Annotated in this window: 11 protein-coding genes and 1 tRNA gene; 3 read left to right on the top strand and 9 right to left on the bottom strand. The window is 49.8% G+C overall.

Annotated features, from left to right (window positions below):
* Positions 1–411: 411 nt before the first annotated feature.
* From gyrB to Q8M98_00235, 3 genes are all read left to right on the top strand, one after another.
* A complete protein-coding gene (gene gyrB, locus Q8M98_00225; protein MDP3113177.1) occupies positions 412–2,310 on the top strand; it encodes a DNA topoisomerase (ATP-hydrolyzing) subunit B in 1,899 nt (632 codons plus the stop codon).
* A 19-nt stretch (positions 2,311–2,329) separates the two neighbouring features.
* Positions 2,330–4,939 (top strand): DNA gyrase subunit A, encoded by a 2,610-nt coding sequence (gene gyrA, locus Q8M98_00230; GenBank protein ID MDP3113178.1) that lies wholly within the window; start codon positions 2,330–2,332, stop codon positions 4,937–4,939.
* Positions 4,940–5,012: 73 nt separating this feature from the next.
* A complete protein-coding gene (locus Q8M98_00235; protein ID MDP3113179.1) occupies positions 5,013–5,573 on the top strand; it encodes a hypothetical protein in 561 nt (186 codons plus the stop codon).
* 89 nt (positions 5,574–5,662) lie between these two features.
* Here the strand turns inward: Q8M98_00235 and Q8M98_00240 are convergent, their stop codons facing one another.
* From Q8M98_00240 to Q8M98_00280, 9 genes are all read right to left on the bottom strand, one after another.
* Positions 5,663–7,432: an ABC-F family ATP-binding cassette domain-containing protein gene (locus Q8M98_00240; GenBank protein ID MDP3113180.1), complete on the bottom strand. Its 1,770-nt coding sequence runs from the start codon at positions 7,430–7,432 to the stop codon at positions 5,663–5,665.
* 28 nt (positions 7,433–7,460) lie between these two features.
* Positions 7,461–7,537: transfer RNA gene (locus tag Q8M98_00245), tRNA-Arg, on the bottom strand.
* A gap of 68 nt (positions 7,538–7,605) precedes the next feature.
* Positions 7,606–8,541 carry a hypothetical protein gene (locus tag Q8M98_00250; GenBank protein ID MDP3113181.1) on the bottom strand — a complete coding sequence of 312 codons (936 nt, stop codon included), beginning with the start codon at positions 8,539–8,541 and terminating at the stop codon, positions 7,606–7,608.
* 4 nt (positions 8,542–8,545) lie between these two features.
* Positions 8,546–9,526, bottom strand: coding sequence for a MoxR family ATPase (locus Q8M98_00255; protein ID MDP3113182.1), 981 nt, complete (start codon positions 9,524–9,526; stop codon positions 8,546–8,548).
* Positions 9,519–10,523, bottom strand: coding sequence for a lysylphosphatidylglycerol synthase transmembrane domain-containing protein (locus tag Q8M98_00260; GenBank protein MDP3113183.1), 1,005 nt, complete (start codon positions 10,521–10,523; stop codon positions 9,519–9,521). Before Q8M98_00260 ends, Q8M98_00255 begins: the two co-directional genes overlap by 8 nt.
* 20 nt (positions 10,524–10,543) lie before the next feature.
* Positions 10,544–11,401 carry a methyltransferase domain-containing protein gene (locus tag Q8M98_00265; GenBank protein ID MDP3113184.1) on the bottom strand — a complete coding sequence of 286 codons (858 nt, stop codon included), beginning with the start codon at positions 11,399–11,401 and terminating at the stop codon, positions 10,544–10,546.
* Positions 11,382–12,374: an NAD-dependent epimerase/dehydratase family protein gene (locus Q8M98_00270; GenBank protein ID MDP3113185.1), complete on the bottom strand. Its 993-nt coding sequence runs from the start codon at positions 12,372–12,374 to the stop codon at positions 11,382–11,384. The genes Q8M98_00265 and Q8M98_00270 overlap by 20 nt, the downstream gene beginning before the upstream one ends.
* Positions 12,375–13,160 carry a CpsB/CapC family capsule biosynthesis tyrosine phosphatase gene (locus tag Q8M98_00275; GenBank protein ID MDP3113186.1) on the bottom strand — a complete coding sequence of 262 codons (786 nt, stop codon included), beginning with the start codon at positions 13,158–13,160 and terminating at the stop codon, positions 12,375–12,377.
* A gap of 4 nt (positions 13,161–13,164) precedes the next feature.
* Positions 13,165–14,052 carry a polyprenyl synthetase family protein gene (locus Q8M98_00280; GenBank protein MDP3113187.1) on the bottom strand — a complete coding sequence of 296 codons (888 nt, stop codon included), beginning with the start codon at positions 14,050–14,052 and terminating at the stop codon, positions 13,165–13,167.
* Positions 14,053–14,305: the final 253 nt, after the last annotated feature.

The raw sequence follows: 14,305 nt of genomic DNA on the forward strand, positions 1-14,305 counted from the left end.
CAAGGCAGACAAAATCTACTCCCTGCTGAACGTCAAAGTCTTCAAAAATCAAATCATCTCTAAACACAGAGTTTAGTGCCTAACTGAAAAATGACTGTCATATATACCAATAACTTAGTCCCTAAAATGCGAAACTTGGGCTAAGCAACGTTTGACTGAAGCCCTGCTTTCAGTCCCTCGATTTGGCGGTTTTGGTGGCTGAATAACGATATATTTTCCGTAATTTTCACCGCACTCATAAGTCATTGCAAACAAAGCGAATAAAAATGTGAAATAATATTCGATTATTCTTGACAAAAACCCTATATCTGATTTTTTTGCAATCAGATAACGATACAGAATCATAACTGGTCTGATCTTGATCAGCGGCGGGGATAATAAACGCCGTAACATCTTAGGAGATAATAGATTATGCAAGAATCAAATTACTCAGCGAGTAATATCAAGGTGCTGAAAGGCTTGGAAGCCGTTCGCAAACGCCCGGCAATGTATATTGGCGGCACCAGCGAACGCGGCTTGCATCACCTTGTATATGAAGTGGTTGACAACTCTATCGACGAAGCTTTGGCGGGATATTGCGATCTCATCAAAGTCACGATCACCCCCGAGGGCGTGATCGAATGCGATGATAACGGACGCGGCATTCCCGTGGATATGCACAAAGAAATGAATGTGCCCGCGGTGCAAGTGGTGATGACCGTTTTGCACGCCGGCGGAAAATTTGACGACAAGTCCTATAAAGTATCCGGCGGATTGCACGGAGTGGGCGTATCCGTCGTCGTGGCACTGTCCGAATACCTTGAAGTCCGCATCCACAGAGACAAAAAGATCTACTACCAACGCTATGAACGAGGGATTCCGGTTACCGAGCTGAAAATCCTTGGAGACACCAACCGCAAGGGCACAGTCATCCGTTTTAAGCCGGATGGGACGATCTTCGAAACGGTGGAGTTTAGCTTTGACTATCTGACCACACGTCTGCGCGAGCTCGCTTTCCTCAATAGCGGAGTGCGCATCATCCTCAAAGACGAACGCAACGACCGCATGCATGATTTCAAATATGACGGCGGCATCAGATCCTTCGTCGAATATCTCAACCAAAACAAAAAACCCGTGGGACAGAAGCCGATCTATGTGACCACCAATCGCGACGGTCTCGAAGCCGAAGTTGCCTTGCAATACAACGAGGGCTATCAGGAGAACATCTTCAGCTTTGCCAATAACATCAATACCATTGAGGGCGGAACGCATCTCAGCGGCTTTAAGAGCGGGCTTACGCGCGCGGTAAACACCTATATCAAGAACGCCGATCTCCTGAAAAACGAAAAAGTCTCTCCCACCGGCGAAGATATCCGCGAAGGTTTGACCGCGGTGGTGAGCGTTAAGATGTCCGAACCTCAGTTTGAAGGTCAGACGAAAACAAAGCTGCAAAACTCTGATGTGGAAGGATTTGTAAACTCCCTCGTCTATGAAAAACTGATGACCTATTTCGAAGAACATCCCGCTGAGGCAAAGAATATCACCATGAAAAGCATCATGGCAGCTCGCTCAAGAGAAGCCGCGCGTAAAGCCAGAGAGCTCACCCGTCGCAAATCAGTGTTGGAAAGCGGTTCTCTGCCCGGCAAGCTTGCAGACTGCACCTGGAACGATCCAGCCAAGACGGAAATCTTTCTGGTCGAGGGTGATTCAGCAGGCGGATCCGCCAAACAGGGACGCGAACGATCATTTCAGGCGATCCTTCCGCTCTGGGGCAAGATGCTGAATACGGAAAAAGCCCGCGTGGATAAAGTGCTCAACAACGACAAGATCCAACCGATCATCCTCGCCATCGGGGCAGGCATCGGACAGGATTTTGACGTCAGCAAGATCCGCTATCACAAAGTGATCATCATGGCGGACGCGGACGTGGACGGAGCGCACATTTGCACTCTGCTGATGACCTTTTTCTACCGCTATATGCGTCCTCTGATCGACAACGGAAACCTCTATATCGCCCGCCCGCCTCTTTTCCTCGTGCGCAAAGGCAAACAGAAAAAATATGTCTATACCGAGGAAGAACGCGATGCGGCAGTCGCGGAGTTTGGCGATAAGGGCGTAATGATCCAGCGCTACAAAGGCTTGGGTGAAATGAATCCGGAACAGCTTTGGGAAACGACGCTTGATCCCACAGTCCGCACCATGATCTCCGTCAAGATGGACGATGCCATCGAGGCAGACCGGATGTTCACAATCCTCATGGGCGACGAGGTCGAACCCCGTCGTGCATTCATTCAGGAAAATGCCCGCTATGTCAAGAATCTGGATATCTAAGGAATTGGGAGAGAAATAAATGGACGACCATACCAGAATTATCAACGTACAAATCGAAGACCAACTGAAACAGGCGTATCTGGATTATTCCATGAGCGTGATCGTGAGCCGTGCCCTGCCGGATATCCGGGACGGACTAAAACCATCGCAAAGACGCATCATATTTGCCATGCACGAACTCAATCTTTCACCCGGCGGACACTTTCGCAAATGCGCCAAGATCGCCGGTGACACATCCGGAAACTATCACCCCCACGGCGAGCAAGTGGTCTATCCCACGCTCGTGCGGATGGCGCAACCATGGAACATGCGCTATCAACTGGTTGACGGACAGGGAAACTATGGTTCCATTGACGGAGATCCGCCGGCGGCGATGCGTTATACTGAAGCCCGTCTGCAAAAGATCACCATGGAAATGCTTGACGAGCTGGAAAAAGACACCGTCAAATACAAATCCAACTACGACGAAACGCGCAAGGAGCCTGAAGTTTTCCCCAGCCGCATCCCAAATCTCTTGGTGAACGGATCATCCGGCATCGCTGTGGGCATGGCGACAAACATGGCGCCCCACAACATCGGCGAGATCTGCGATGCCATGATCGCCCTGATCGACAATCCGGAGCTCGAAGCTCAGGATCTGAGACAATACATCGTCGGTCCGGATTTTCCCACCGGTGGCTTTGTCCTCGGTTCGGAAGGGATCAGAGACTATTTTGAAACCGGACGCGGACGCCTCATCATCCGTGGTACAGCGGATCTCGAAACTTCGGAAACCGAGCAGGAATTCATCATCATCCGCTCGATTCCCTACCAAGTGACGAAGACACTTTTGATCGAACGCATCGTCGAATTGGTCAAGGAAAAGAAGATCGAAGGCATTAGCGATATCCGTGATGAATCGGGACGCGACGGCATGCGCCTCGTGATCCAGGTGAAACGCAATCACGACGGTCAGGTGGTGCGCAACCTGCTCTACAAATATACACAGCTGCAAACGACATTCGGGGTGATCAATCTCTGCCTCATTGACGGCATCCCGCAGGTCGTGCCCATGAAGGACATGATCACCAATTTCATTCAGTTCCGTCATGATGTGATCTTGCGCCGCACCTTGTTTGAACTTCGCAATGCGGAAGAGCGTCTGCACATTTTGGAAGGCTACCGGATCGCCCTCGACCACCTGGACGAAGTGATCGCAACCATTCGTGCTTCGCAGACTCCGGCGGAAGCGAATCAACAGCTACAAGAGAAATTCGGCTTATCCGAGATTCAGGCGAAAGCCATCCTCGAGATGAGACTGCAACGCCTCACCGGGCTCGAAAGAGACAAGATCGAACAAGAATACAGCGAGCTGCTGCAAACCATCAACCGCCTGCGCGAACTGGTGGAAAGACGCGAACTCCGCATGGAACTGATCAAGACCGAGACTGTCGCAATCCGTGATAAATTCGGGGATCCGCGGCGCACCACCATCTTGGAAAATTATGGTTCCAGCTTCAACATTGAAGATCTGATCGCGGACGAACTGATGGTGGTCACCATCACTCATGATGGCTACGTAAAGCGCATTCCCATTGATACTTACAAAGTGCAGGGGAGAGGAGGCAAGGGGCTCAATGCTTCGAACCTCAAAGAAGACGACTTCATCCAATATATCTTTGTGGCATCAAACCATTCCTATATTCTGCTCTTTACCGATCACGGCAGATGCCACTGGCTGAAAGTCTATGAACTTCCGGAAGCCAGCCGCACCGCTCGCGGAAAGGCGATAGTGAACCTCGTCAAATTCCAGGATAAGGAAAAGATCCGCGCGTTTGTGACGCTCAAAAACTTCCCCGCGGAACACAATATCGTTATGTGTACCCGCAACGGACTGGTCAAAAAAACCGCGCTAACAGCATTCTCCAGACCCCGCGCTGCAGGTATCCACGCGATCAAACTCATGGAAGGCGACGAACTCATTGATGCGCGCATCTCCGAAGGCAATGACGACATCATTCTCGCAACCAAAAACGGATATTGCAACCGGTTCAACGAGAAAGGCTTCCGTCAGATGGGAAGATACACCCGCGGCGTGAGAGGCATCCGTCTGCGTGACGAGGACTTTGTCATCTCCATGGGCGTGATCTCTCAGGACGACATGATCGAAAACGGTAGTCCCAGCGGAAAGACCATCCTCGCGGTGAGCGAAAACGGTTATGGCAAAAGGACTTCGATCGGTTCATATCCCACCACGCGGCGTGGCAGCAAAGGTGTCATTACGCTCAAAACAACGATCCGCAATGGCCACCTGGCGGCTCTCCTGCTCGTAAACCAAAACGAGGATTTGATGATCATCACCCAGGACGGCATGATCATCCGTCAAAATGTCTCGGACATTTCCGTGATCAGCAGAAACACCCAGGGCGTGCGCCTCATCAACCTCAACGATAAGGACAAGGTGCGAGACATCACCAACGTTCCGAATGAGCCTGAGGATGAAGAGATCGACAAAGAAGTCGAAAAGATCAAATCCGCTCCTCCCATTATTCCGCTGACCACAACGGTCGTGGAAAACGACCTTGATGAAGATGAAATCGAAGATGAGGACATCGATGACGAGGAAGATGCCGGGGACGACGAAGAATAATAGTTCCCAAGACGATAGATCGGCAGGGGACGCGCAGCTTGTGCGTCTCCGCCTTTTTTTTAGGAGATGATCAATGAAAGTCCGAAGCTTTATCTCGATTTCGATACTCTTGTTTGTCCTGAGCGCCTGCATCGTGCGTCCCTACGTGCCGGTGCCGAATCCAGGTTATGGCAGTGAGGATCGCTGGGCTGTGCTTTTGAGCGATTCGCTCGTCATCGCCATTCGCCCTCAAGCATACATCGGCAACGTCCAAAGTATCAACAGCAATTTCTTTGTGCTCTTCCTGAAAGTCAAGAACATCTCCTCAGGCACAGTCAGCTTGCGTAAAAGCTCATTCAACATCATCGTGGAGGACAAACAGCACGATTTCATCCCTCTGGAATTGGTGTTGGGCAGCATGCAGTCGAGCTTTTTCATGGAAAACTATCAAGATCCTTTCGCACTCAATCCCCTTCCTGCGAATTATGATAAAGCCCGCGAGCAGTATTTTGAGGTGCTGAACAATTATTTCAGCTTCGGGGACATCCTGCCGGGAGGAATGAAAGAGGGTTATCTATTTTACAACAGAAACATACACAATTTCAAAAGCTTCAGCGTGGACGCTCTGTTCACCAGGATTCATTTCTCAAAGTAAGTCTGGGTTCCTTCATGTAGCGCAGGATGCCGATCCTGCGGAGGAAAAATCTTAGCTAATCATCGTTTTCGCAGCAATGGCATGCTGCGCTACGTTTCATCCTTGTCACTCAGTTCCATCCAGCGTGACAGCAGCTTTTGGTGATCCTGATTCAGCGTTTCCAGCTCAGTGCTGATCGTGGCATAATCCATGTGGGAGAGGGAATTGTGTTCGCTGCCGAGCATGTTTTCGAGGTCAATGATGCGGTTTTCGATCTCGTCGATCAGTTTGGTGATCTGGTTCAGCTCGCGTTGTTCGTTGAAAGACAGTCCTTTGCGGCTGCGTTTTGGTTTGAGGACGATGGGGTTTTGACGTTCCTCCGCTTCTTCAGTCTGGAATTTCTTCACCAATAAGTAGTCGGAGTAATTTCCAGGAAATTTGCGGATCTCTCCATCCTCGAAGATAAAGAGATAATCCACCGTCCGGTCGAGGAAAAAGCGATCGTGGGAAACCATGATGATGCAGCCTTTGAAGGCATCCAGATAGTCTTCGAGGATTTCGAGGGTGCGGATGTCCAGGTCGTTGGTGGGCTCGTCCATGATGATGAAATTGCTGCCAAACATCAGCGATTTTAATAGATACAGTCTTTTTCTCTCGCCGCCGGAAAGGGCACCAAGCTTTTGCTGCTGCATTTTGCCATCAAAGAGAAAACGCTTGAGCATTTCGGTGGCGCTGACTTTGTTTCCATCCGCGGTGCGAACGACTTCGGCAAATTGGGCGATGTAGTCATAGACGCTGAGCTTGGGGTCGAAGGTGTCGTCATCCTGTTTGTAGTAAGAAAAATCGGTATTCAAGCCCACTTTGATGCTGCCGGTATCGGGAATTTCCTCTCCGGTGATCAGTTTCAAAAGCGTGGTCTTGCCGCAACCGTTGGGACCGATGATGCCGATGCGTTCCTGCGCTTGAAAGATGTGGTCAACGTCCCTGAAAAGCGAAGCTGCGCCATAGCTTTTGCTCAGTTTATGCAGTTCCAGTATGGTTTTTCCCAGACGGGCGGTCATGAAGGAGATATTCAGCTCGGCATTTGAGATCAGGTAGGATTTTGAGATGAGTTCGCGGACGCGGTCAACGTGATTTTTCGGTTTGGAAGTGCGTGCTTTGGCACCGCGGGCGAGCCAGTCGAGTTCCTTTTTTAGCTGTGCCTGACGCCGGGTTTCCTTGCGTTTGATACCCGTCTCGCGCAGCAGCTTTCCGCGTACAAATTCGCTGTAATTGCCTTGATAACAATGCAATTGGCAGTGCTCCAGTTCCCAGATCTGATCGCAGACGGCATCGAGGAAATAGCGGTCGTGGGTGACGAAGATCACGCATTTGTTGAGCTTGGCGAGATATTCCTGCAGCCACTCGATGGTGTCCATGTCCAGATGGTTGGTCGGTTCGTCGAGAATGAGCAGATCGGCGTTTTGCACCAAGGCTTTTGCGAGGTCGGTCTTGCGTCTTTGACCTCCGGAAAGAAGTCCCAGGGCTTTGTCAAATTCCGTGATGCCAAGTTGCGTGAGCACCGCTTTATAGACATAATCCTCCTCGGGATTGACGTCGAGACCGCCGAAGACATGATTCAACACGCTTTCGCGGGGATCGATTTCGGCATCCTGTTCCAGATGGGCGATCTTCAAATCTTTGCGGGTGGTAATATTTCCAGTGCTGGCGCTGATCTGATTGCTGATAATCTTTAGCAGAGTGGATTTACCGGAACCGTTGATGCCCACGATCCCGATCTTGTCGGTTGCGTGAATGCCCACACAGATATTGCGCAGAATGGTCTTATCGCCAATCTGCTTGCTGAGATCATCGATGGTGAGGATCACGTCATTCTGCATTCTGCATTATTCTCCAAGTGAAAAAAAATGGCGTCCCTGAGGCGATTCGAACGCCTGACCTTCACCTTCGGAGGGTGCCACTCTATCCAGCTGAGCTACAGGGACGCGGATCAATGCATGTCTTTTGGGGACGCCGAATCTGTCAACCGGTTTTCAGCGCCGGTCTGCTGTTTCTATCGATACTCGAAGATCATCCATCCGTCTCTGCCCAGGGCGAGCAGGATGAGATCTTTATCCAGTGCGATGTCATAGACTACGGCTTGGGGAAAGATGGTGTTGATGTCCGCAATGCGCAAAGGGTTCTTCACATCAAGGATTTTGACTCCCCCTTTGCCAAGGGCGAGGAAGAGCCGGTCGTCTTTGATCTCCATATCCAGGATGTCGTTGGAAAGGCGGAATTGGTTGACCAAAACGGGGTTGCTCAGGTCGCGAACATTCAGTGCAAGGAGTTCCTTACCGGCCCCAATCCAGATCGTATCTCCGTTTTTGACCAGGCTGCGGGCGTCACTGATCTGATAATTTGTGCCCAGGCTAACGGGAAACTGTTGATCAGTGATATCCACGGTCACCAAGCCAAAATCATTCAGAGCATAGAGATAGGGATATTGGGCATGGAAATCTCTGATGCCCCATTTCTCGGAAAAGGTGGATTTGATCTCTCGCAGCCCCCCGCTGCCGATATAGATGAAATCGATGCCGCGATAACGGTCGGCAACGTAGAGCATCGAACCTTCACGGGTGATTTTGTCGCCCAAAATAGAGTTGGTAAAATAGATTCTGCCATAGCTATTGAGCGAATCGATGCTGACGATGGTGTTCGATGCTTCTTGACTGCAAAAGAAAATGTAGTTATCGCTCATCACATTGATGTCTTCAATCAAGGCGGTGGAAAGAAAGCCTGCTTCCATGCGCGGTTGCCAGGGATTGAAGATGGTATAGATCCATAGCTGGTTTTGGCTTCGGGCAAAGACTTGGTTTTCCGTCACCTCGATGGCGAGGGCATTGATGCCTTTGATGTGGGCAAGCTGGTGCAAGTATTTGTTATCAATAGCGTTGGCACAGAGGATCAGAGCAAAAAGCATGAGGCAGAGAATAAGGATTCTTTTCATGGCGCTACTCCAGGATATCTTTGATAATGTCCTTGGATTTAATGCCTTCCGCTTCGGCAGCGAAAGAAACGAGAATGCGATGAGTGAGTACCGGCTCTGCCACGGCGCGAACGTCATCTTCGGCGGGAGTGAGCCTGCCGTCGAGAGCGGCTTTGGCTTTGGCGGCAATGATCAGATATTGTGAAGCGCGAGGTCCGGCACCCCATGAAACCCATTTTTGGATGCTTTTTTCGGCTTCCGGATTGCTGGGACGCGTCCTGCGAACGAGTTTGACGGCATATTCGAGCACGTGTTGGCTCAAGGGCATACTGCGCACTGCGTTTTGATACTCGATGATCTGGGAAGCGGATAAAAGGGGACTGGGACTGTCCAATTCTGCGCCGGTGGTGCTTTTAACTATCTGCAGTTCTTCATCATAGCTGGGATAATCGATGTTGATATAGAGCATAAAACGGTCAAGCTGAGCCTCGGGCAAAGGATAGGTGCCTTCCTGCTCAATCGGGTTTTGGGTCGCCATCACGATGAAGGGCAGATCGAGCTGCCAAGTGTTGTTTCCGCTGCTGACGTGATATTCCTGCATCGCTTGTAAAAGCGCGGCTTGGGTCTTGGGGGGTGTGCGGTTGATTTCGTCCGCCAGGATGATATTGGCAAAGATGGGTCCCTTGATATATTGAAACTGTTTCATGTCTCCGCCGGCGCTGGAGATCAGGATGTCCGACCCTGTGATGTCCGAAGGCATCAAATCTGGGGTGAACTGGATCCTGCCAAACGAGAGATTCAGCGCCTTGGCGATCGTCGAAATTAATAATGTTTTGGCAAGCCCGGGAACGCCTTCGATGAGCATATGCCCGTTGCCGAAAAGCCCCCAGAGCACTTGCTCGACGACCCTGTCCTGTCCGATTATAGTCTTGCGAATCTGCGCCAACAGATTTTGCTTCACATCTTTCAATTCACCAATTCGCTGCACCATAAGGTCGCTATTCATAAATCTTGTCTCCTTTAAACACCGCTTTTAAAATCTGATGTCCGCTCAGCCCGATGGCAAAGAGCCCGACTCCGCTCATCAACAACGCGGTCAATACGTGAGCGAATGCCATAATTACTGAGGCGTCTGCTGTTGTCAACCCAAATCCGATGGAAAAGATGATAATCATCATCCATTCGTTGCTGCCAAGCTGAGCCGGTGGCTGGGGCAGTGCATAGGACAGGTTTATCAGGGTATAGCCAAACAACACCAGGGCAAAGGGATAGCTGATGTTGAAAGCCTTGAAGATCAGGAAGAAATAGAGTCCGTCCAGCATCACGCCCAATGCGGTTAAGAGTATTGCGATCACGAGATTCAACCAATGATGCTCAAAGATATTCAGCCCCTGGATAAAGAGCTCGATATATTGATTCGCCTTGGCTCTGATCTTTATCGGCAACCATGAAAAGAGCTTTTGCAGCAGGTTCACGACTCCGCTTTTGCGTCTGGCGGCAAAGAGGATGATGCCCAAAGAAACAAGGAATACGAGCCCCAGCAGCAAAAGCAGAACAGTCATCGCCGTGGATACCTTCACGCTGACAAAGGGGATCAAGATCAGAATGAAAAAGATGGCGATGGTATCGAAGGACTTATCGATGAAGATCGAAGGCAGCACTTTGATCATGCCGATATCGTGATTGCGTTTTACAAACCAGGCTTTGACCACTTCGCCAAGACGGATAGGGATCATATAGTTCACAAAGTTTCCGCCCATGCTATAGAGCCAGGTGCGAATCAGCGATACGCGGCATTGATTGCGCAGGATGATGTTCCAGCGCACCGAGCGGACAAAATATGCGCTGAGATAGATTAGTGCAGCGATGATCACATAGTTGATCCGCACTTGTTTGATGGAAGCCAGAAGTTCTGCCGGATCGATGTAGTGAAACCACATGACCAGCAGTCCGATGCCGATCAGGCTGCCGAAGATGATGGAATATAATCGTTTACGGGGCATGATACTGATTTCGACCGACGTCAACGAGGACGGAACAGCATGTAATAATGATGCGCCCAGACGCGCTTAAAACATTGAGGAGCCCGTCTTTCCAACCATGAATAGCGCATCATCCCGGCAGCGAATCCTTGATCAAGCCCACGATAATAATCCAGGATGGAAACCGGCTTGGATATGCTACTCTGTCTGTTCTTATCGATACTGTTTTTCAACACGTTACCGAGGATTGGCAGCTTGCCGAGATAGTCTTCTTTGTTCATGCCGATATCGGGCCAGAGCGGACAATCAAATAGTGCCGAATCGCTCAAGTGCCAGCCCAGTTTGGCAAGGATAGCGATGATCGAAGCAGGATCGATATGATCGATGTGCAGATCAGGATAAAGCTCAGGCGTATAGCCCTTTAGCTGTCCCTTATAGCCGATACCGCTTTGATTCGGCACGCTGATGAAGATCGCTTTGCTGCTGATTCTGGAAAGGTCGGTGAGATACTGTTTCAGATCACGCACAAACCATAGCGCCGAAAAAGAAAAGGAGAGATCAAAGCTTTTATCCGCATATTCGAGATGCAGATAATCAAGGTTGAGTTTTGCGGTTAAAGGCTGTTTCAATTCCTGCCAGAGAGATTGTATCAGCTTGAGCCGATCTGGGTCGTGATCCTCGAGTGTGATATCTATTCCTCTGTCCGCCAGATGGATAAGGTTGATACCGCTGATCCCCGTGAACCCGAAAGAGGGAGTTTCGATGGCGCTTTTGATATCAAATCGGTCAACGACTTTGTCCAGAAGGTTGTTCAGTATAACTCTTTCATACGAAGAGCCAAGCCCCTCATGCGGAATGCGGAAATACTTCTCCCAATCGTTAATTATGGGGATCGCCATTTTTCCCCTGATAATCGTCGATGCAGATCTGAATGCCGGGAATGGTGAAAGTCTCCTCCAGTCCCATCAGTTCATAAGCGTCGCGCACATAATAGAACCAAGAGCGCGAGATCAATTGAAAGCGGCTGACCCACAGCTCGTTTTTGATCACACGGGTGATGCTTTCTCCGAGATGGAAAAGCCGATGATCGAGTTTCAGATATGGAGGATAATTCTTGCCGTGCAATTGACGCGAGATGAAATTGACCAGATCGAAAAGCGCCACCGGTTCGCGATCGGCAACATTGAGCGTGAGCCCCGGTTTGAAATCGTTTTCCAGCAGCCATACAAAGGCGCTGGAGATCGTATTGATATGGCAGAGATGAATCCACACGCGTTTGTTGCTGACCATGAAATGAAACTTATCCACCATTGCCACGAGCTGGTAGGGAAAGCCCTTGTCGCCTTTGCCATAGGTGATCGAGGGACGCAGGATAGCTGCGGAAAGCCCGTTTAACACGGCACGATTGATCACTTTTTCGCACTCGATCTTGGTGAAATGGTAATAGTTATCAGGGTTGCGATCGCTTTCATTGTTTGCCGGAAGCTCGTTTGGGATGGCACCAAAGACTCCCACGGAAGAGCAAAACAGCAGTTTCGCTTTCCTGGCAACGCAGTATTCGACTATTTGTTGGGTGGAAAGCAGATTGGCGGCGAGATATTCCTGCCGGGAGAATCTTCTCCCACCGCGCAAAGCGCCGATGTGCACGACGAAATCAAACTCGTTCTCCCACAGATAGTTCTTCAGGTGTCTGTTATCCGCCAGATCGAGCTCTATGATGTTCACTTCGCCAACGAATGATGCAAAGCGATCAACTCCGGTTTGAGGTCTCACCAAAGCCGTGATCTCGAATCCCAGTTTTTTTGCCAGAATCTCTTTGAGGACGGCTTTACCGATCAAGCCGGTGATTCCGGTTATCAGCAGCTTAGGCATTTAGGAAAAAACTCTTCGCCACAAGCTTTTCTTGCGGTGTTTGTGACGGGGGCGCTCCACTTGGACATATCGATAGGGAATGCTGTGATTTTCCAAAATAGCGTGCGGGTATTTCTGCGTCAGCAGTTCGACGGTATAGCCATCCGTTTTTTTTGCCAGCAGTTCCAAAGCGGCGAAATAAGATCCATAAGATCCGCGGACATGATCGTCCGAGCCCAGAAAGTGCACCCAGCCGTTTTCCACCAGGGTCCATGCCGTCTTACGAACTTTCTCACCATAGAAGCCAAGCAAACTGGATGCGTTCACTTGCAAATAGACGTTTTTATCGATCAAGTCTCGCGCCTCTGTGGGTTTGCGCATGATGCTGACATAGCGTTCTGCATGAGCCAACACGGGCTTGATACCCTTGCGCAGCAGAGGAAAGACGTTTGCGTAGAAATCGCTCGGCAGTCCATTAAGCTCGGATTCCAGCAGCACGTAATCCGAATCTCCCAAATATAGCCCCTTTGCCACAATGTCATCCAGGATACCCGGTTGTAAAAATATCTCAAACCCAGGATGGAGCATGATATTCATATCCGCGGCAGAAACCGCAGCGCTCAGCTCTTCAAACCTGGCGTCATAAACATCGCGCGAGTATTCATAGTGCCCCTTGAAATAGTGCGAGGTGAGAAACACGTGCTCAATTCCGCCTTCAGCCATCAGACGAAGCTGTTTGACCGATTTGTCGATATCATCGGAGCCGTCGTCCAGCTTCGGGATGATATGGCAATGAACGTCGATCATCGGATCAGGGAAGCCTCTCTTGGATCATCTGAATGAATTCTACGAGGACATCGTTGTTTGCGAAAGGTTTTATCATCCTCACAGATTCTTCCAAAGTGTGTTCCGCCAGTTTTCGCGCTTTATCGAAACCCAAAAGCGCTGTATAGCTTGTCCGGGAAACTGGCACATAATCATCGGAAAAATCGAGCCCTTCGCTGCCGCGGCTATAATCTGCAATGATATCCTCGATCATTTGATAGGTGATGGCGAGGTTCATGGCATAGGTATTCATGATCTGACGGACATTCTCATCTGCGCCGGCAAGCATGCATGCGATATCTGCGGAGGCTTGTAAAAGTGAACCTACCTTTTTCATGTCGATATAGCGCAGGGTGTTGATCTTCATCATTTTGCGCTTGCTTTCAAGGTCAACCGCCTGCCCGCCGATCATGCCATAGGATTTGCTGTAATTGGATAAAATGCGGATCGCTTCGACCGCTTTCTCGGAATCGGCGAGATTGCCCAATACTTCAAAGGCGAGCGTATAGAGCGCGTCCCCGGTGAGGATGCCGATAGTGTTGTCATATTTGATGTGCAGAGCCTGATTGGAGCGTCGTTCATTTTCGTTCATCACCATTGGCATGTCGTCATGAACGATAGATGCGTTGTGCACCAATTCGACCGCCACGGCAGCCAGGACGGCATCGCCGAGTCCTTTATTTTTCTTGAAGCCGCTAAGCATCTCATAGATGGATACCAGCAACAGCGGACGCCAGCGTTTTCCGCCTGAGAATATCGCGTAGTTCATAGCGGATTTCAGCATCACGGCTTGTCCTTGCGCAGGAACGATAAATCGTTTTAAGCCTTGCTCAATCAGCTCCAACCTGGTCTCAAAATACTTCTGTAACAGCAATTGAAACTCCCTTGTTCTATTTAAACCGGTATTATACCAGCATAGCTTTCCTTACTATAAACAGCGCGATATTGTCAAGTTTTTTGTTTCTGTATTTTACATTTGCGGTTGAGAGACTGTTCAAAAACCATCACCATTCTACGCTGCTTTACCAGAGCACTTGGAGAATAAGTGGTCTAAGTGCTTCCAATTCACATTTTCTTGACAGATTTGGGAGATGTTCAGATTGGCAATCAGCGATTGCTCATGCATG

This window comes from Candidatus Cloacimonadaceae bacterium, from assembly GCA_030693415.1.
Classification (GTDB): domain Bacteria; phylum Cloacimonadota; class Cloacimonadia; order Cloacimonadales; family Cloacimonadaceae; genus JAUYAR01.